This window comes from Candidatus Nitrospira allomarina (assembly GCF_032050975.1).
Classification (GTDB): domain Bacteria; phylum Nitrospirota; class Nitrospiria; order Nitrospirales; family UBA8639; genus Nitrospira_E; species Nitrospira_E allomarina.
This window is the reverse complement of sequence record NZ_CP116967.1, coordinates 1,726,836-1,745,226: the sequence shown is the minus strand read 5'-3', so window position 1 is coordinate 1,745,226 and position 18,391 is coordinate 1,726,836. Positions and strand designations below refer to the sequence as shown.

The 18,391-nt window shown below is 50.9% G+C and carries 19 protein-coding genes; 15 read left to right on the top strand and 4 right to left on the bottom strand.

What is annotated here, in order from left to right:
* Positions 1 to 38 precede the first annotated feature (38 nt).
* A complete protein-coding gene (locus tag PP769_RS07780) occupies positions 39 to 224 on the bottom strand; it encodes a hypothetical protein (protein ID WP_312646431.1) in 186 nt (61 codons plus the stop codon).
* Between the two features lie 120 nt (positions 225 to 344).
* On the bottom strand, positions 345 to 1,274 hold the full coding sequence (gene xerD, locus PP769_RS07775) for a site-specific tyrosine recombinase XerD (RefSeq protein ID WP_312646430.1): 930 nt from the start codon (positions 1,272 to 1,274) through the stop codon (positions 345 to 347).
* 253 nt (positions 1,275 to 1,527) lie between these two features.
* On the opposite strand from xerD, the gene PP769_RS07770 reads away from it, so the two are divergent.
* The 7 genes from PP769_RS07770 (at position 1,528) to secG (ending at position 8,968) form a co-directional block, all read left to right on the top strand.
* The gene (locus tag PP769_RS07770) at positions 1,528 to 3,465 is read left to right on the top strand and encodes an ABC transporter substrate-binding protein (RefSeq protein WP_312646429.1); all 1,938 of its coding nucleotides are present in this window, start codon (positions 1,528 to 1,530) and stop codon (positions 3,463 to 3,465) included.
* Positions 3,466 to 3,509: 44 nt separating this feature from the next.
* The gene (locus PP769_RS07765; RefSeq protein ID WP_312646428.1) at positions 3,510 to 4,193 is read left to right on the top strand and encodes a site-2 protease family protein; all 684 of its coding nucleotides are present in this window, start codon (positions 3,510 to 3,512) and stop codon (positions 4,191 to 4,193) included.
* Positions 4,194 to 4,213: 20 nt separating this feature from the next.
* Positions 4,214 to 5,197, top strand: a complete 984-nt coding sequence (gene trpS, locus PP769_RS07760) for a tryptophan--tRNA ligase (RefSeq protein ID WP_312646427.1) — start codon at positions 4,214 to 4,216, stop codon at positions 5,195 to 5,197.
* Positions 5,198 to 5,487: 290 nt separating this feature from the next.
* Positions 5,488 to 6,492 (top strand): type I glyceraldehyde-3-phosphate dehydrogenase, encoded by a 1,005-nt coding sequence (gene gap, locus PP769_RS07755; protein WP_312646425.1) that lies wholly within the window; start codon positions 5,488 to 5,490, stop codon positions 6,490 to 6,492.
* A gap of 69 nt (positions 6,493 to 6,561) precedes the next feature.
* Positions 6,562 to 7,761, top strand: coding sequence for a phosphoglycerate kinase (locus PP769_RS07750; protein WP_312646424.1), 1,200 nt, complete (start codon positions 6,562 to 6,564; stop codon positions 7,759 to 7,761).
* Positions 7,762 to 7,806: 45 nt separating this feature from the next.
* The gene (gene tpiA / locus PP769_RS07745) at positions 7,807 to 8,565 is read left to right on the top strand and encodes a triose-phosphate isomerase (RefSeq protein WP_312646423.1); all 759 of its coding nucleotides are present in this window, start codon (positions 7,807 to 7,809) and stop codon (positions 8,563 to 8,565) included.
* Between the two features lie 31 nt (positions 8,566 to 8,596).
* Positions 8,597 to 8,968, top strand: a complete 372-nt coding sequence (gene secG, locus PP769_RS07740) for a preprotein translocase subunit SecG (protein WP_312646422.1) — start codon at positions 8,597 to 8,599, stop codon at positions 8,966 to 8,968.
* Between the two features lie 86 nt (positions 8,969 to 9,054).
* Here the strand turns inward: secG and PP769_RS07735 are convergent, their stop codons facing one another.
* A complete protein-coding gene (locus PP769_RS07735) occupies positions 9,055 to 9,969 on the bottom strand; it encodes a branched-chain amino acid transaminase (RefSeq protein ID WP_312646421.1) in 915 nt (304 codons plus the stop codon).
* Positions 9,970 to 10,123: 154 nt separating this feature from the next.
* Between PP769_RS07735 and rplU the strand changes: the two genes are divergently transcribed.
* The 7 genes from rplU (at position 10,124) to bioB (ending at position 15,357) form a co-directional block, all read left to right on the top strand.
* Entirely contained in the window at positions 10,124 to 10,441 is a 318-nt protein-coding gene (gene rplU / locus PP769_RS07730) for a 50S ribosomal protein L21 (protein WP_312646419.1), read from the top strand.
* A gap of 35 nt (positions 10,442 to 10,476) precedes the next feature.
* On the top strand, positions 10,477 to 10,731 hold the full coding sequence (gene rpmA, locus PP769_RS07725; RefSeq protein WP_312646418.1) for a 50S ribosomal protein L27: 255 nt from the start codon (positions 10,477 to 10,479) through the stop codon (positions 10,729 to 10,731).
* A gap of 81 nt (positions 10,732 to 10,812) precedes the next feature.
* On the top strand, positions 10,813 to 11,832 hold the full coding sequence (obgE, locus tag PP769_RS07720; protein ID WP_312646416.1) for a GTPase ObgE: 1,020 nt from the start codon (positions 10,813 to 10,815) through the stop codon (positions 11,830 to 11,832).
* Positions 11,814 to 12,950: a glutamate 5-kinase gene (proB, locus tag PP769_RS07715; RefSeq protein ID WP_312646414.1), complete on the top strand. Its 1,137-nt coding sequence runs from the start codon at positions 11,814 to 11,816 to the stop codon at positions 12,948 to 12,950. Before obgE ends, proB begins: the two co-directional genes overlap by 19 nt.
* Before the next feature lie 220 nt (positions 12,951 to 13,170).
* Positions 13,171 to 13,842, top strand: a complete 672-nt coding sequence (nadD, locus tag PP769_RS07710) for a nicotinate-nucleotide adenylyltransferase (protein WP_312646413.1) — start codon at positions 13,171 to 13,173, stop codon at positions 13,840 to 13,842.
* On the top strand, positions 13,830 to 14,267 hold the full coding sequence (gene rsfS / locus PP769_RS07705; RefSeq protein ID WP_312646412.1) for a ribosome silencing factor: 438 nt from the start codon (positions 13,830 to 13,832) through the stop codon (positions 14,265 to 14,267). Before nadD ends, rsfS begins: the two co-directional genes overlap by 13 nt.
* 73 nt (positions 14,268 to 14,340) lie before the next feature.
* Positions 14,341 to 15,357 (top strand): biotin synthase BioB, encoded by a 1,017-nt coding sequence (gene bioB, locus PP769_RS07700; RefSeq protein ID WP_312646410.1) that lies wholly within the window; start codon positions 14,341 to 14,343, stop codon positions 15,355 to 15,357.
* Positions 15,358 to 15,407: 50 nt separating this feature from the next.
* Here bioB and PP769_RS07695 read toward each other — a convergent pair whose 3' ends face one another.
* Positions 15,408 to 17,984, bottom strand: a complete 2,577-nt coding sequence (locus tag PP769_RS07695) for an ABC transporter permease (protein WP_312646408.1) — start codon at positions 17,982 to 17,984, stop codon at positions 15,408 to 15,410.
* A 72-nt stretch (positions 17,985 to 18,056) separates the two neighbouring features.
* Between PP769_RS07695 and PP769_RS07690 the strand changes: the two genes are divergently transcribed.
* Positions 18,057 to 18,347 carry a response regulator transcription factor gene (locus PP769_RS07690; protein ID WP_312646406.1) on the top strand — a complete coding sequence of 97 codons (291 nt, stop codon included), beginning with the start codon at positions 18,057 to 18,059 and terminating at the stop codon, positions 18,345 to 18,347.
* Positions 18,348 to 18,391 lie beyond the last annotated feature (44 nt).

Here is an 18,391-nt window from a genome sequence, read left to right as displayed (position 1 = left end):
CGACCTGAAAGACCAATCCTTAAGAACCCCAAACCCCGCTATCGGCGTTCAATTTCTTCGTCCATCTGCTCTTCCACCGATACATGGGTTAAGGCCCCTCGATAATCGCACTTATGACATCGTACCCGGAATTCCTCCAACCACTTCTCTTGCACAAAATGTTGATGACATTTTGGGCACGCAAACACGCCCTTCACATAATGCACCTGCTTTCTATACTTCATAACCCACCCCTCCAAAAATTTATAAAATAAAAGCTCGGTGCTAGCCTGCCATAGGCCTTTTTCCAATTGCAAATTGGAATCGGGCCATCACCGCAGGGCGACACCCGGGCAAATATCTGCTCAAGACTCAGTATCATGAGAGGCTCCAAAGACCCTCGTCCGTTGTTTACGGGGAAAGTATTGGTCATGAACCTTTTTGAGGCGGGCTTGCTCCACATGAGTATAGATTTGTGTCGTGGCAATGCTGGCATGGCCGAGCATCATTTGGACCGAACGAAGATCGGCCCCGTGATCCAATAAATGCGTGGCAAAGGAATGGCGAAGCATATGAGGTGAAATAGGCTTGGTGATGCCTGCACGAGCCGTACGATCCTTGAGAATTTTCCAAAAACATTGGCGGCTCATGGCCCGACCCAGCCGGGTAAGAAATAACGCGGAAGACGTTCGCTTTTTGACAAAGGCCGGACGGGAAGACTGCAGATACTCCGAGACCAACTGGCGTGCCTTGTCTCCGATCGGAACAATTCGTTGTTTGTCCCGCTTGCCAGTCGCTTGCAAAAACCCCACATCCAGATTGAGATGCGCCATTTCCAAATTGATGAGTTCCGACACCCGAAGACCGGTGGCATAGAGCAGTTCCACCATGGCGGCATCACGTAGATCTTCCCTGGTGTCCATCACGGATAAGTTGAGCAATCTGGTCACTTCGGCTTCGGACAACAACTTTGGCAATTGACTCCATTGCTTCGGCGTCCCTTTTAAAATACCCTCAAATGTCGGATCATCCCTTCCCCTCTCAAACGATTTATAGAAACCCCTGATAGAAGCCAGGCACCTGGCAATTGAAGAGGAGGACAGCCCTTCGGCTTTCAAACTGTTTAAGAATTGAAACCACAGTGGCCTGGAAAGATATGTGGGATCGGCAATGTCGTGCGTTCGAAAAAAGATCTCGAGTTTCCTGAGGTCCCGACGATAGCTCTCAATGGTATTCGCCGCATAGCCCTGCTCGACTTGCAGCATGGTGAGATAACGATCAATACATTCCTGCATCGGCTCTTTACGCCACCCTTATCTTTACGATGGGAAAAACACAAACCTTTTCATGCCCCCACCGACCATAATCCTATCCAGAGTTTTTCTTGCATTCTTCTATTTTGGTAAGCGAACTTCCTGGTATACTAAATAAGAAAAGCATTGTCGTCACCGTATTCTGCTTGTAAATTATCCACCCAAGCATTCGGGTATTGGCCTGTTTCCATACGAACAATCCCTTCCATTTCCAAGGCGTTTAGGTAAATTCCCTTTGACGACTGTCAGACTTAAATATCTGTTGCTGCGAACCTTTTTGTGTCTCATCCTGGGAAGCCCGGGACTGCACGATGGATGGTGGCCCTTCTTTGGCGAAAGCTTCAACATCGCATTTGCTCAACAAACTTCAACTTCTCCTCTTCTGGCTCAGGCAAGATTGGAGCTTGAAGCCGATAATCCTGCAGCCGCCATTACGACTCTCGAGAAGCTGATAGATTCATTTCCTCCTCCAGAGATCCTTGAAGAAGCCTATCTTTTGCAGGCAACCGCCCTGAAACATGATCATCAGCCAACGGATGCCCTTACGGTTTTGAAGCAACTCCTGGAGGAATTTCCCTTTTCACACTCCACGAACCCGGCACGGGTCTTAATGGCCGAACTCTATATCGAATTACAGAATTATGAGCCTGCCCTGGATCAATTGTATCAGGCATTGGATTACGCCACGGATCTGGACCTGCGCCGGTCAATATTCCAATTGATCCGTCAAACCGAGTTAAACAATCACAACCCGCTGGGCGCCGTAAAAGCCCTCTTAAATGAGATGAGTCTGGCCGACCAGACCGAACGGCTCGAGTTAGAAAGCCTCACTCAAACACTGATTTTACAGCAGTTGGACGAACCCGCGCTCCAGGAACTGGTTGAGAGTTATTCCTCCCGGTATCCGGGTGACATCGCAACCATCCGGCTGATTGAACTGCATACTGCCCATGGGGACGAGGTCCTCGCCGAACGGGATATCCGGGGATTTCTCAAACGCTTTCCCTCCCATCCCTATGCTCAAACCGCGATGGCCCTCCTCCAATCATTTATCAGCAAAATCAAATTTCATTCGCATATTTTGGCCGCCGCCCTGCCTTTTTCCGGCCCCATGAAAACCTATGGCACGGATTCGTTAAACGGCATTCGACTCGCTCTCGAAATTGCCAAGGAACAATGGGGACTGACCTCGGTTGGGCTGGTCGTAAAAGATACCACAACCCTCACCGCCCCATTGCGCGTTGAGATACAACAAATGCTTGATGAATTTCGGCCCCTTGCAGTCGTAGGGCCCCTTTTGTCACGTGAGATACAGGGACTCGGCCGACTCCCTGATGACTATGTCACGCCGTTTATCACCCCTTCATCCACGCTCTTAAATGTTCGGCAGTTTGGATCTTTTTGGTTTAGTACCGCCATGACCTCATCCGTCCAGGCCAAACGCCTGGTGGAATATGCCATCCTAAAACTGGGATACCACCGTTTTGGCATTATTTATCCCCAAACAGCGTATGGACGAGAAATGGCTGATATGTTCGCGAAAGAAGTGTTGCACTCCGGCGGGGAAATTATTGCCTCAGAAGGCTATGCTGATGACCAGACCGATATTGGTGAACAATTACGCCACTTGAAGGAAAAAGATCTGGCCAAATACGGCACCACCCAAAACGAAAAAACCCGAACCGGAGAAGATCGCTTGGTCTACACACCGGGGATTGACGCCGTGTTTGTCCCGGGACAGCCCGTGCACTTGGCCCTCATTGCGGCACAACTGGCATTTTATGACATGAATGTGCCGATTTTAGGCGGCAATAGCTGGCATAACTCTGAATTATTTCGGTGGGCCAAACACGATCTGGACGGTCATATTTTTGTCGATGGATTTTTTCCCAACAGTCCTGATCCCAATATTCAGATGTTTGTTCAGCGGTATCGCAGTCAGTTTCAAAAGGAACCATCCCTCTTTGCCTTCCAGGCCTATGATGCGGCAACCATGGTGATGGAAACCATCCGCCAGGGCGCTCAATCCGGACAAGGGGTCTGGGACCAACTTGTGCGACGCTCTGACTTGCCGGCATTGAGCGGATTTGCCTCTTTTAGTTCCGCCGGCATACTGAACCGAAGGCTCTACCTCCTCCAGGTCAAAAACAAGACCTTCACCCAACTCAACTAAGCCAAATGGATTCCCTTTCCTCTTTTCTCTATAACCTCTCTTTCATGCTGGTTCCACTCATGGCCGCGGTGGTCTTACACGAATGCGCCCATGGGTGGGTCGCAAATTTCTTTGGAGACCAGACGGCCAAAAACCTGGGACGACTCACCATCAATCCCCTCCCGCACATCGACCTGTATGGAAGCATCATTGTGCCACTGATGTTGTCTCTGATACCTGGAGGGTTTGTGTTTGGTTGGGCCAAACCCGTTCCCGTCAATCCTGCACACCTCCATAACCCCAGACGAGATATGGCCTTTGTGGCCGCAGCCGGACCACTCATGAATTTGTTTTTGGCCATTGTCAGCAGCCTGCTGCTCGGCCTGTTTCTTTATCTCGACCCCACTCTCCAAGCCAACTGGCCTCCTCAGCCTGGCGTTGAACCACGCCGCGATCTTCTCGGCATGATCCTGGTTCCTCTCACGGCCATGGCCTTATCTTCCATGATCATTAATATCGTGCTATTTTCATTTAATCTTTTACCGGTTCCTCCTTTGGATGGGAGCCGGGTCCTTCGTAGCCTCCTCCCGGTCAGTTCCGCGGAAATCTTAAACCGGTTGGAACCCTATGGGATGTTTCTTATTTTGGGTCTCCTGATGCTGAATTCGTATATCCCCATAATCAGCAGCTTTATCGGAATGGTGTTTCAGGTATTTCAACGCCTCTTTTTACCTGCTTTCATAACTTAACGAGAACCGGAATACTGACTATGACCACACGAGTACTCAGCGGCATGCAACCGAGCGGGCTCATGCATTTAGGCAATCTTCTCGGAGCTCTGGAAAATTGGAAAACCTTACAAGCCCAATACGAATGTTATTTTTTTGTGGCTGACTGGCATGCCATGTCGACAAATTATGCCGACACCGGCCGGATTAAAGAATTCACACAGGAATTGCTCATTGATTGGCTTGCAGCCGGCATTGATCCGGAACGGGCTACGGTGTTTGTCCAATCCAGCATTCCAGAACATGCCATTCTCCACTTGCTGTTCTCTATGATTGTGCCCATTCCCTGGTTGGAGCGAAATCCTACGTATAAGGAAAAGCAGGTGGAGATCAAAGAAAAGGATCTTTCCACCTACGGATTTTTGGGTTATCCAGTGCTACAGGCGGCAGACATTCTGTTATACAAACCCGATCTCGTCCCGGTCGGCAAGGATCAGCTTCCCCATTTGGAACTCACGCGGGAAATAGGCCGCCGGTTCAACAATCTTTATTCGCCGGTATTTTCTGAACCCAAGGAACATCTCACACAGTTTCCCAAAGTCATGGGCACCGACGGACGCAAAATGAGCAAAAGTTACGGCAATACGATCAATCTTTCCGATACCGAGCCGGTCGTGCGACAAAAGCTCAAAACCATGGTGACGGATCCTGCACGCGTCCGCCGGACCGACAAGGGCAACCCTGATGTCTGCCCGGTATTTGACTTTCACAAAATTTATTCATCTGCCGACGTCGTCAAACAAATTGACCAGGATTGCCGCACCGCTGCCATTGGATGCATCGATTGCAAACGCCAAGTTGCCGACGCCATGGTGGAACGCTACCGACCTATGTGGGACACACGGGCCACAATCCTTCAACATCCTGAACAGACGCAGGAAATGGTAGAAGAAGGACGAAAACGCGCCTCTCACGTGGCACAGGAGACGATGCAGGAAGTGAAAACCGCGATGAAAATTCTCTAGCAACCTCAAATCGCACAATACTCGAGCACTTTCTGAAGTAGCATTTTTCTACTACCAAAGCGGCCCATAAAACGGACAACCTCCCGTTCCTTAGTCCAAAGAGCACACCCAGAAACCATGTTCACGGGAATAGCGGGCTTTACAAAGGCTCATTGCTCTCACAACCCAGCAAAACAAGGAACTTTATGAGCCGGACTCGAGATATTTTCTTGACTTCATGCTATTGTGAAATTACGATCATGTACCTATAAAAGATTCCCTTATTTTCATTTATTTAGGTATATCAAACTATGAGTATCCGCGTTGCCATTAATGGATTTGGTCGCATTGGAAGAAATTTTTTCCGGACCTGTTTCAAAGATCCTGCCATCAAGATTGTGGCCATCAATGACTTGACTGACTCAAAAACCCTGGCCCATCTTTTGACCTATGATTCGATTCATGGAAAATTTCAAGCCGATATTCAACACGGACCGGACTTTCTGACAGTCAATGGGAAACAGATTCAGATTCTGGCCATCAAAGACCCACAGGCCTTGCCATGGAAAGAACACCAGATTGATTTCGTGGTCGAATGCACTGGGCGTTTTACCGACAGGAAAAGCGCGGGACAACACATTTCGGCCGGAGCCAAACGGGTTATCATTTCAGCACCTGCCAAAGATCCGGATATCACGATCGTGTTGGGCGTGAATGACTCCGACTACAATCCTCAACAACACACCATCATATCAAACGCCTCCTGTACGACCAATTGTCTCGCTCCCGTGTCGAAAGTTCTTTTACAGGAATTCGGCATCAAGCACGGGTTTATGACCACCATTCATTCGTATACCAACGATCAACAACTGCTTGATTTGCCTCATAAGGATTTACGCCGGGCACGGGCGGCCACCTTATCCATGATTCCTACATCAACCGGGGCGGCCAAAGCGTTATACCTGGTCATCCCGGAATTAAAAGGGAAGATTGATGGCATGGCCATTCGAGTGCCGACCCCCAATGTATCGCTCATTGATCTTTCAGTTGAAGTCGAACGCGATTGTGATGCGGCAACGGTGAACGCGGCCTTTCAACAAGCTGCCCAGAGCTCGTTGAAGGGTTACTTGCAGGTCTCTGAAGCCCCCATTGTTTCCAGTGATCTCAATGGGTGTTCATATTCTGCCACCGTGGACGCACCTCTCACTTCCGTCATCAATAAACGGCTCGTTAAGGTATTTGCCTGGTATGACAATGAATGGGGATATTCGTGCCGCTTGCACGATCTGATCAATGTTCTCGCTCAACACCGTTAGATATCGCATCATCACAAATGTAACCGGCTTTCCCCCGCGAACCATCGGCATCGGAAGGCAAAAGAAGGCATGAAGCATTTAAAAAAACAAACCATTGATCAGGTTGACCTCCGCAACAAACGCGTACTCATTCGCGTGGATTTTAACGTTCCCCTCGATGACTCCTGCCAGATCACGGACGATTCCAGGATTCGGGCCGCCCTTCCCACCATCAACCGTGCTGTAGATGAAAACGCTGTCGTCATTCTCTGTTCCCACCTGGGACGCCCGGATGGAACCATCAACCAGGCACTCAGCCTGGCTCCCGTGGCCAAGCGACTCCAGCGACTATTAAATAAACCGGTTGAATTTGTTGGCGATTGCATTGGGCCGACCGTTGAAGCTGTCGTCAACAAAGCCAAACCCGGCGACGTAGTGGTATTAGAAAATCTGCGCTTTCATCCGGAAGAAGAAAAAAACGACGACCAGTTCTCGTCCCAATTGGCCTCATTGGCAGATGTGTACATCAATGATGCCTTTGGAACCGCCCACCGGTCTCATGCCTCCACTGTCGGCATCACCAAATATGTGAAAGTATCTGCGGCAGGATTTCTGATGAAACGGGAAGTTGAAGCTCTGGAAGGCACGGTGGAGAACCCTGTTCGTCCGTTTGTGGCCATTTTGGGAGGGGCCAAGGTTTCCGGGAAAATCGGGGTCATTGAAAATCTTGGCAAGGTGGTCGATAAAGTCATCATCGGTGGCGGCATGGCGTTTACCTTTATCAAGGCCATGGGATTGGAAATCGGCCAATCTCTCGTCGAAAAAGACATGCTGGACTTTGCCAAACGCATTCACGAACAGGCGATGGCTCAAAAAATCAAATTCTATCTTCCCGTCGATTGTGTTGTCGCCGCCAGTCTCGACCCTGAAGCGGAAACAAAAATTGTCCCGGTGCAGGAAATCCCCGCGGGCTGGTATGGCATGGACATCGGGCCCGCATCAGTCCGCCTGTTTAGTGAAGCCGTCCAAAACGCCAAAACCATTTTGTGGAATGGCCCCATGGGAGTCTTTGAGCGTGATGCATTTTCACGCGGGACCTATGCAATGGCCCATGCTGTGGCCAATGCCTATGCGAAAACAATTGTGGGAGGAGGAGATACGGCTCTCGCCGTGTATCGAGCCGGAGAATCGGAAAGCATGTCGTTCATTTCAACCGGTGGTGGTGCGGCCCTTCAACTCCTGGAAGGCAAGCATATGCCGGGGCTTGCAGCCTTACCCGATCGTCTTTGATCCCAACGCCCCCCTTTTTTCACTTCCAAAAGTTCAGAGGTCCTCATGTTACGTCGATTCATTGTCGGCAATTGGAAAATGCACAAAACGATTTCCCAGGCCGAGTCGCTGGTGAAGGATATTCTCCAAATTTATCAACCACAGGCGTCAGTAGAATTGGCCATCGCTCCTCCATTCGTGTCGTTGCCAGCAGTTTCACGCCTGCTGGCTTCCACGCCCATCCAATTGGCCGCTCAAAATACCTGTGCGAGTGACGAGGGCGCCTTTACCGGAGAAATTTCGCCACCCATGCTACGGGACGTCGGCTGCCACTATGTCATTATTGGACATTCCGAACGACGGCATATTTTTGGAGAAACCGACCAGGCTATTAATAAAAAAATCCACGCCGCCTTCCACCATGACCTCCTACCAATTTTATGTGTCGGGGAACGTCTTGAAGAGCGTCAGTCAAATAAAACCCAGGCCGTCATTCAACAGCAATTACAAACCGGTCTTGAAGGTCTCGAATCAAAAGATTTTGCGAGGATCACCATCGCCTACGAACCGGTCTGGGCCATTGGGACCGGCCAGGCGGCTACCGTCGACCAGGCAGCCGAGGTCCATGGCCATATCCGGTCTTTTCTTGCCAGGCAATGGGGCATCAAACCTGATCAGACCACAATCATTTACGGTGGGAGCGTGACTCAGGACAATGCCAAAAGTCTCTTTCAATCTTCACAAATTAATGGGGCTCTCGTGGGAAAAGCTTGTTTGAATTCCGAATCCTTTGTTAAGATAGCCGAATTAGCTTCTTCCAATTAACCAGGAACACTCCAACGAACACGTACACATTATGTATACCCTGACCGTCATTCTTCATATCATTGTCTGTTTTCTCATGATTGCCGCCATCTTGCTCCAGGCAGGAAAAGGCGCTGAGATCGGTGCTTCATTTGGAGGGTCTTCTCAAACGGTGTTTGGAAGCCGGGGCCCCGGTACGTTTCTAAGCAAGATCACAGTGGGAGCGGCTATTGTGTTTATGCTGACATCGCTCAGCCTGGCATTACTGTCTAAACAGGCCAATACCTCGTCCACCGTAATAGATCTTCACCCAACCTCACACCATGAAACGTCCTCTCCAGCGACCACTGAGACAACTCCTCCAACTGAAACCGGCACAGCTGAACCCCAGGCAGAGACCACTCCCGCCCCGACTGCTCCATAAATATTCTTTACTGAGTCGGCAACTATTTTTGACAAATGGTGGAATGGCCCAGGATCGTGGGGCCACCTGAGTGAGAAGGGCCACTCCTAAATTGGAGTCAGCCAATTGGCATACGCAGGTTCTTCGCCACGCACAATTCTAAAGAAATTATCCTGCAGGCATTTTGTGAGAGCCCCTGGCCTACCTTCGCCGATTTTTCGATCATCCAATTCGCGAACCGGTGTCACTTCGGCAGCGGTTCCGGTAAGAAATATTTCATCTGCCACATACATCGCATCGCGGGTAAACCGCTCCTCAATCACCGGGATGTTTTTGGCTCTCGCCATTTCAAGGATCGAATTCCGGGTAATCCCGTCCAGGATCGAGGTCAAGGGAGTCGTTTTTAGAACTCCCTTTTTCACAATAAACACGTTTTCTCCTGTTCCCTCAGAGACATATCCATCAGGATCAAGGAGAATACATTCGGCATATCCTGACTTCTTCGCCTCCCATTTGGCTAAAATCGAATTGACGTAATATCCCGAGATTTTTGCCCGGGTCATAGATACATTCACATGATGCCGGGTAAAGGATGAAATTTTTGCCCTGATGCCTTGCACCAAGGCATCTTCCCCTAGATACGATCCCCATGGCCAAGCCGCAATAGCCAGACGAATCGGGTTGTCACCAGGGTACACCCCCATTGCGCCGTACCCCACATAGGCGATCGGGCGGATGTAACAGGAGGCCAATTGATTGACCCGAACCGTCTCAACAATGGCGTCCGACACCTCTTTTTTGGTAAAAGGCATGGGCATCATCGTAATATGGGCAGACTCAAAGAGCCGGTCCACATGCTCTTGTAATCGAAAAATGTTTGATCCGGCCTTGCCCTCATAACAACGGATCCCCTCAAAGGCCGCCAGACCATAATGGAGAGAATGGGTAAGAACATGAACCGAGGCCTCATCCCAATCGACGAGGGCTCCATCCATCCAAATTTTTTTTGAACCAGTCACCATAGGAATACTTCTCCGATTGACAGTAGCTGAAATAGACAAGGCATGTGAGCGAAGAGTTTTTTGCTAAGCATCAAGAACGCGTGATGATATACTAAAATCTTGACATAAATGTAAACATACTGGCAAAATGCGTGTTTGTTAAGGAGCTAAAAACATGTATGCAATTATCGAAACAGGTGGAAAACAATACCGGGCGGAACCGAACGGTATTCTACAAGTCGAGTCACTTGAAGGCGATGTCGGATCCATCATTCAATTCGACTCAGTGGGATTTGTCCAAACGGACCAAGCGCCTATTGTCGGCTCTCCCATGATTACAGATGCAGTAGTCAAAGGAGAGATCATCCGGCATGCGCGAACCCGGTCCATTACCATTTTCAAAAAGAAACGACGAAAAAACTATCGACGGACCAAGGGCCATCGTCAGGGATTCACTGAAGTTCGAATCACTGAAATCGTGGCATCGGCATAATCCTTGATCTTTAGAATACTTTGGAGGTTTGACTCATGGCGCATAAAAAAGGTGGCGGATCATCCCGCAACGGTCGCGATAGCAATCCACAATATTTAGGCGTCAAAGCCTATGCCGGCGAAAAGGTGAGCGGCGGAAGCATCATCGTTCGTCAACGCGGAACAAAATTCTTTCCTGGGACAAATGTCGGACTTGGAAGCGACTACACCCTCTTTGCCAAAGTAGACGGGATCGTTAAGTTTGAAGGAGGAATCGCCCGCCGGAAGGTGAGCGTCTATCCCCCCGTCTAGCTCCCTTCCCATTTCTTGCTTTATCAATTCATCGCCTTCATTTCTCCCTGGTAAGTCCGGTAGGATTTTTTAAGGATCAGTATGTTTATCGATCAAGCACGAATATTTATCAAAGCTGGTGACGGTGGAACCGGACACTGCAGCTTTCGACGGGAAAAATTTGCCGAGTTTGGCGGTCCCAACGGTGGCGACGGCGGGGATGGAGGAGACGTGGTCTTTGTGGCCTCCAACAGAGTCTCAACATTGCTCGACCTGCGATATCAAAAACATTATGAGGCTACTTCCGGCGTCAGAGGCCTCAAGACCAATTGCCATGGAGCCAATGGCTCCGATATCGTGATTCCCCTTCCTGTCGGAACTCTCGTGAAAACCGAAGACGGTGAAATCATCGCCGACCTTATTGCGGAAGGACAGACCGCCATCGTGGCCAAAGGAGGTAAAGGCGGAAAGGGGAATGCACGTTTTGCCACGTCAACGAATCGAGCGCCACGTCAATTTGAGCCAGGGACTCCCGGCGAAGAGCGATGGGTGAATCTGGAATTGAAATTGTTAGCCGATGTCGGCTTAGTGGGCTTTCCTAACGCAGGTAAATCAACATTGATTTCAGCGATTTCTTCTGCACACCCGGAAATTGCGAGTTATCCCTTCACCACCCTGCGGCCTCATTTGGGAGTGGTGGAATGGATGGAACATTCTTCGTTTGTTGTAGCCGATATTCCAGGATTGATCGAAGGCGCTCATGAGGGGAAAGGGTTAGGAATTAAATTTCTGCGACATATCCAGCGAACCGCTTTTTTGTTATATCTGGTCGACATTACCGAATGGATTGCAGAAGATCCCGTCGAGATCGTTGAAACCCTACAAAGGGAACTCCAGGCCTTTGACCCGGAACTCCTTGAACGGCCATTTGCCATCGTAGCTACAAAAATTGATTCTCAGGGAAACGGCCAGCACTTGGAAGCCCTTCGGGAGTATTGCAGCGCACACCACTTTCCGTTCTTTCCCATTTCGGCCGTGACCAGGGAAGGCCTTCCATCACTCGTGACCTATTTAGGGAAAGCCGTTCTGGAAGCAAAGACCTCATGCGCGAGCAAGTGCTAGCCGCGTGCAAGAGGATCGTCGTCAAAGTAGGAAGCAGCCTGGTGGCTTCCTCGCAAGGCGGTCTTCGTCTCGACCGCATCAACCGTTTAGCCCAGGAATTGGGCACCCTCCAGGCTCAGGATCGACAAATTGTCGTGGTTTCTTCCGGAGCCATCGTTGCGGGCATCTCACACCTCGCCATTTTTTCCTATCCCGCTGAATTACCTCTTCAGCAAGCCGCCGCTGCCGTCGGACAAAGCCGGCTCATGCGAGCCTATGAGATGGCGTTTGAAGAAACGAAAAATAAAATTGCCCAAGTCCTCTTAACTCACCAGGATTTATCCGACCGTCGACGATTCCTGAATGCCCGCCATACCCTCAATACCCTTATTCAACTGAGGGTCATTCCGATTATTAATGAAAATGACACCGTAGCTATCGAAGAAATCAAATTTGGTGACAATGATACCCTCGCAGGGGAAGTGGCCCACTTAGTGGACGCAGATCTGCTGGTGATTTTATCAGATGTCGATGGGCTCTATAGCCAGGATCCTCACCTCAATCCTTCGGCAGAATTAATTCCTCTGGTTTGCAACGTCACCAAGGACATTGAAGACCTCGCCGGAACTTCCCGAACACAAGCCAGCCGCGGAGGCATGGTCACCAAGATCAGGGCCGCCAAACAGGCAGGACGCTTCGGCGTTCCGACCCTTTTATTAAATGGAGAAACTCCCCATGCGTTGGAAGATGTCCTGAACGGAAAGCCCGGGGGAACATTCTTTGTGTCAGACCAATCACCCCTAACCAGTCGAAAACAGTGGATTGCCTATACGCTTCGACCAAAAGGGGAGGTCCGGTTAGACGAAGGAGCGGTGGCCGCCCTCACCCTTCGAGGAAAAAGCTTATTACCCTCAGGCATTCTGGACATCACAGGCATCTTTCTGACAGGAGACCCCATTACCTGCGCCACCCGGGAGGGAATGCCGTTCGCGCAGGGACTCACCAATTATTCTGCCGAAACTCTTCACCGTATCAAGGGGAAAAAAACATCAGACATCAGACAACTCCTAGGCTCGTTGGAGTATGAGGAAGTCATTCACCGTGACAATCTGGTTCTGACTAAGCACCAGGTCTCATAAGCGACGTGACTCCAGGCTAAAGGCACAGGTATGGTTCACCTTTACCTAAAATTAAACATGGAGCTGTGAATATTAAAAATATTGCCGTTTCCTCAGCATATGAGGGACCGAGCCTCATCAGAGAAATGTGTGGGGTATTCTGTCCTGAGGCCCTCGAAGGAAAGGCCGCAGCCGGCGGCGGCCTCTTTCAACCCTCTCCACATGAGAAAAATCTAGACTGATGTTTATCGGCCTCTTGGGCGGCGCATTCAACCCCATCCATAATGGGCATTTGCATATTGCCCAGTATGTCTACAGCACGATCCAGCTCGATCGCATAATTTTCATTCCGACAGGGGATCCTCCACACAAACCATCGGCCTCCCTAGCGCCAGCCCATCACCGTTTAGCAATGGTGCAGCAAGCAGTTGCCCCGTTTCCCTACTGCACGGTATCCGATTACGAAATTCAATCTGAGGCAGTGTCCTACAGTGTCGACACCGTCACTCATTTCAAAAATGAATGCCCCGAGGGAACGGAGTTGGGGTTTATTGTGGGGCTTGATGCTTTTCTGGATTTCTGCAGTTGGAGGCAGGTGGATCATTTGCTCACCCTGTGTCATTTTATTGTCTGCTCGAGACCTGGGGTTGCCTTCACGCAACTTCAAGCCCTGCCGTTCCTTCCTGCGACAAAGCCTCAAGCATTTCAAAGCCTTGACCAACAAAACACGAACCGTCTGGACATGCTTCTTCCTTCCGGTAAGACCATTTTTCTCCTGTCCGTACCACCGTGCGAGATCTCGGCCTCGACAATTCGAGAGCAACTGGCCAGTGGTTCCCGCGTCAGCCAGTGGTTGCCGCCCACGGTAGAGTCCTATATAATTCGCCATCGATTGTACCAATGGCCCGTCTAACCCACCCGAAACCATCTCCTACCCTCGAACAGGCGGTCTTCATCGCTCAAGCGGCTCAAGAAAAGCAAGCAGGAGAGGTGTTGGTGCTTGATGTAGGAGCAATGACGTCAATAGCAGACTATTTCGTCTTTGCCTCAGGGGATTCCGAACGCCAGGTGCGAGGGATTGCCTCCTTCATTGAAAAGGTCATGGCCACACGGTATGAATTAGGTCCGGATATTGAAGGAAAAGAAACGGCCAATTGGATATTACTCGACTATGGAGACATCATCATCCATATATTTAAATCAGACGTCCGGAAGTATTATGCCTTAGAAAGTATGTGGGCGGACGCTCCACAAATTACTATTCCTGAAAGCCGTAAACCTTTTCCACAGGTCGCACAAGCGCCAAAAGCACCAGGAAAGGTCGCCAGGCTTTCATAAGCAACGAGAAGGTTTCATCTTTTATCCGTAGGTTGGAATTCAAATATTTCAGAATAAAATTATGGAGAACCCCATGACCGCATTTCAAAATTTGGCAGATCGGGTGCTGGAGGGAATCGTCCCAAGCCGGGAGGAAGGCTTGGCCATTCTGGACACACCTCAGGACAAACTGCTCGATCTGATCAATGCGGCCTATCGGATTCGGTCACGATATTTTGGCAACACCATCCGCCTGCAAATGCTGCTCAATGCCAAAAGCGGAGCCTGTCAGGAAGATTGTCACTATTGTTCCCAATCAACCATTTCCACCGCCCCAATCGAGCGGTACGCACTCGTCTCTCCGGGAAAAATGCTGGAAGGCGCTCGACGGGCTGCACAGGCCAAAGCTCAGCGGTATTGCATCGTAATCAGTGGCCGCTCCCCGTTACAATCAGAAATCACACACATCACCAGCGCCGTCAAACAAATTAAAGAGGAACTGCCGATTCAAATCTGCTGTTCACTAGGCCTGTTGAATGGCGAACAGGCCATCCAGTTAAAGGCGGCTGGAGTCGATCGCATCAACCATAATCTCAACACCAGTGAAGCGTATCACCCTGCTATTTGCACGACACACTCCTACCAGGATCGTCTCGACACCCTGAAACATGCCCGCGCAGCCGGATTGGAACTCTGTAGCGGAGGTATCGTCGGCATGGGCGAGGGGGACGAAGATTTGGTGGATCTGGCCCTGGCGTTACAGGACATCCAACCCGATTCCATTCCATTAAACATGTTGTACCCGGTCGAAGGCACACCATTTGACGAAATGAAAAACCTCACACCGGTCCGTTGCTTAAAAATCCTCTGTCTCTTCAGATTCTTCCACCCCAAAACGGAAATACGGGCAGCCGGAGGACGCGAAAAAAATCTCCGCTCGCTCCAACCCTTAGCGCTCTATGTCGCTGACTCCCTTTTCGTGGACGGCTATTTGACCACCCCGGGCCTTGCCCATCAGGAAGTCTGGAAAATGATCGAAGACCTGGGCTTTACCGTGGAAGTGAAGTACGAGGGGACTGAAGCCGAAAAAGCTGAAACCTGCTCATCCTGATTGCTCTACCTGCGGTGTCCTAAAAATCCTTTAACCATAGCACCTCCGAGTCATTCATATCTCAAATCTTCAGCGATGACCTGACGACCGGCCCACCTGGCTGGACCCCACGCCCCCAGCAATGCGGCCAACAGCGCCACAAGTAACGCCATCCCCAATGTTTCCCATGGCAGGGTGAACTGAATGGTCCAGCCAAATGATTGCTTATTAATGACGTTGATCAACAACACCGACAACGCCAATCCCACCAGAATGCCTAAGCCGGCACCCAATCCGGCCACATAAAAGGATTCCCAGAAGATCAGGCCTTGAATCTGCGGACGACTCACCCCTAACGCGCGTAGCGTGGCCAGTTCCCGACGGCGTTCGGTGATGGCCGTCATGAGGGTATTGATAATCCCCAGCACCGCCACGCTCAGGGCAATCAACTCCAACACATAGGTGACGCGAAACGTCCGGTCAAAAATTTCAAGAATCTCGGTTTTCAATTCTCCATTACTGATTGTGACGATGGGGACCTCATTTTTTAACACCTGTTCAATCTCACGTCGCACGACCGGAAGCGCCAGACCGGCCTTGAGATACACCGCAAAGACGGTTGCGTCAGACTCCCCCCAATACCGACGAAAGAGTTGGTCATCCATGACCACTTTTCCCCCATCGGTGGCATAATCATAAAAAATGCCCTTAACCGGAAATGCCTGTTGTCCTGAAGACGTCTTCACTTCAATGTGCCTTCCTACCGCCAGCCCCAGCCGCCCGGCTAATACCTCAGACACAATCACGCCTTCACCTTCGATCGTTTCTTGTAAAATGGGAGTGGAATCACCTGTCACAAACAGATATTGGCTGCGAGCGGCATGAAGGGCCATGTCGCGTGCGACCAAGGACACCGACTCCCCTGAAACCTCACCCATGGTTTCCATGTAGGGATCAACCGCCTCGACCCCTGGGACCATCATCACGGTCCTGACCAGAGCCAATGGCAGAGCGGGCTTGCCGTTCCCGCCCTCCTGTTCCCCTAGCCAGGACACCGGCGCCACGATGATATCCGCCAGCATCGTTTGCTCAATCCAGATGTCTACCGTATTCCGGAAACTCTGGATCATGATGCCCACCCCAACCATAATGGCAAGACCGACGACAATCGCGGCCATGGTCACACTGGTCCGACCGGGATTGCGGCTGATTTGTTCCGCCGCGAGGGACGGAAGGAGGCCCCATCGCCCGCTTTGCCATGTTCTCCTCCACCCATGCACCACTCCACAGAGCACAGGCCCCAGGGCCGTTCCTCCCACCAGAAGACAAAATGCCGCGGCATACCCGCCGACCGGAATACCGTCCACGGGAGCCATAGTACTCAAGGCGGCACTCCCACCAAAGGCGATCATCGCGATCCACCCTGACTTCCTATACGAAACAGATTCTTCATCTTCGGATTGGCCTACCGACAAGGCTTGGACCGGGGCAATCGTGCTGGCATCCCAGGAAGGGCGGAGTGCTCCCAGAAGGGAAACCCCGACCCCAATCCCTATCGCTTCCACCAACAGCCAGGGATGCATCTGTGACACCGCCAAAGACGTGATCCCGTATAATTCGCCGACGCTTTGCCCGATGAGCGTCGTCAATCCGCCGGCCAGGAAGACGCCGAACCAGCAGCCCAAGACTCCACCCACAAGGCCGAGCAGACCCGACTCCAAGAGAAACAATCCCGTGATGGCTCGCCGTTCCATGCCGAGTGCCCTGAGAATGCCAATCTCCCGACGATGGTGTGCCACCGAAAATGCCATCGTGTTATAGACCAGAAACACTCCCACTAACAGCGCAATTCCACTGAGCATGGTGAGATTAAACTGGAAGGCTTTCAACATCGATTCCACTTGCTCCGTCCGTCGGGAGGATTGACTCATTCGAATATCCGATGGCACGACCTTTTGTAAGGCATGGATGAGCGTGGTCCCGGCCACCGCAGGTTCAGGAACTACGGCAATGGAATGCAGACGCCCCAACCAACCGAACAACCATTGGGCGGCGGCAATATCCATGATCGCCTGTCGTTCGGTGCCTTGGAGAAGGGCGTCGGAGGACCTCAACAGACCCCCCACGATCAGATCATGGGAAAGACCCTGACTCGTCACAATCAGTGTCTGCCCTTCGCGCAACCCTAATTCCCCGGCAAACTCTTCCCCCAAAAAGATTGTCTGCGGCGAAAACACCTGTTTCCATTGATTGTCCGTGATCGCATTTGTCGAATCCCCCGATGGCATCAGCTCCTCATAGTCCAGAAGATCGACTCCCCAAATCACGAGCGTGTGACCCATGGAGGGGCCTTCTTTGATTATGGACTCAATTTTCAGAACGGGCTGGGCCGATTGGACCCCGGGAAAACGTTGAATCTCCTCAATAATCGACTCATCCATCCCCTCCGACCCACGTGATAGGGTGATGGACGCCTCTCCAACAACGGACGCCACCGAATCCTCAAAGGATTGATACACTGCGCCATTGGCCAGGCGAATGGCCAACCAGGCCGAAACCCCGATCGCCACCCCGACCACTGTGAGAAAGGCTCGGAAGGGCCGATGGCGCACATGGTCAAGGACCAATAGAAGAAGAATTCGTATCATATGAAGCGGTTGTCGGAAGTAATGGACGTATGTTAAAACAACTAGAAAATTATGCGTGGGGCACTACTCAATATGCCAAAAGGGAAAGTGACTGAATCGGAATCAACAGAAGAACTCTTGGAATCAAATTCCGAGGGACAATCTCTCACCGCTCGCCAAAAGGAAATCTTGAGCCTGGTGGCTCAAGGCTTTACCAATCGTGAAATTGGTGAAAAGCTCGACATTAGCGTGCGAACGGTTGAAGTCCACCGCTTCAATTTGATGCGCCGCTTACGTGTCAGAAACGTGGCCCAATTACTCCGGCAAGCCATTGCGCTTCGTATCATCCCCCAAGGCCCAGCGACTCCGACCACAAAGACCTGAGAGACGTGCGTCTCGACCCGGCCTGCTATCAAGGGTTGAAAAAC

Bases quoted from the DNA above. Each gene is read 5' to 3' on its own strand.
- PP769_RS07780 (WP_312646431.1), bottom strand. From the start codon at position 224: ATGAAGTATAGAAAGCAGGTGCATTATGTGAAGGGCGTGTTTGCGTGC.
- xerD (WP_312646430.1), bottom strand. From the start codon at position 1,274: ATGCAGGAATGTATTGATCGTTATCTCACCATGCTGCAAGTCGAGCAG.
- PP769_RS07765 (WP_312646428.1), top strand. From the start codon at position 3,510: ATGCTGGTTCCACTCATGGCCGCGGTGGTCTTACACGAATGCGCCCAT.
- trpS (WP_312646427.1), top strand. From the start codon at position 4,214: ATGACCACACGAGTACTCAGCGGCATGCAACCGAGCGGGCTCATGCAT.
- gap (WP_312646425.1), top strand. From the start codon at position 5,488: ATGAGTATCCGCGTTGCCATTAATGGATTTGGTCGCATTGGAAGAAAT.
- PP769_RS07750 (WP_312646424.1), top strand. From the start codon at position 6,562: ATGAAGCATTTAAAAAAACAAACCATTGATCAGGTTGACCTCCGCAAC.
- tpiA (WP_312646423.1), top strand. From the start codon at position 7,807: ATGTTACGTCGATTCATTGTCGGCAATTGGAAAATGCACAAAACGATT.
- secG (WP_312646422.1), top strand. From the start codon at position 8,597: ATGTATACCCTGACCGTCATTCTTCATATCATTGTCTGTTTTCTCATG.
- PP769_RS07735 (WP_312646421.1), bottom strand. From the start codon at position 9,969: ATGGTGACTGGTTCAAAAAAAATTTGGATGGATGGAGCCCTCGTCGAT.
- rplU (WP_312646419.1), top strand. From the start codon at position 10,124: ATGTATGCAATTATCGAAACAGGTGGAAAACAATACCGGGCGGAACCG.
- rpmA (WP_312646418.1), top strand. From the start codon at position 10,477: ATGGCGCATAAAAAAGGTGGCGGATCATCCCGCAACGGTCGCGATAGC.
- obgE (WP_312646416.1), top strand. From the start codon at position 10,813: ATGTTTATCGATCAAGCACGAATATTTATCAAAGCTGGTGACGGTGGA.
- proB (WP_312646414.1), top strand. From the start codon at position 11,814: ATGCGCGAGCAAGTGCTAGCCGCGTGCAAGAGGATCGTCGTCAAAGTA.
- nadD (WP_312646413.1), top strand. From the start codon at position 13,171: ATGTTTATCGGCCTCTTGGGCGGCGCATTCAACCCCATCCATAATGGG.
- rsfS (WP_312646412.1), top strand. From the start codon at position 13,830: ATGGCCCGTCTAACCCACCCGAAACCATCTCCTACCCTCGAACAGGCG.
- bioB (WP_312646410.1), top strand. From the start codon at position 14,341: ATGACCGCATTTCAAAATTTGGCAGATCGGGTGCTGGAGGGAATCGTC.
- PP769_RS07695 (WP_312646408.1), bottom strand. From the start codon at position 17,984: ATGATACGAATTCTTCTTCTATTGGTCCTTGACCATGTGCGCCATCGG.
- PP769_RS07690 (WP_312646406.1), top strand. From the start codon at position 18,057: ATGCCAAAAGGGAAAGTGACTGAATCGGAATCAACAGAAGAACTCTTG.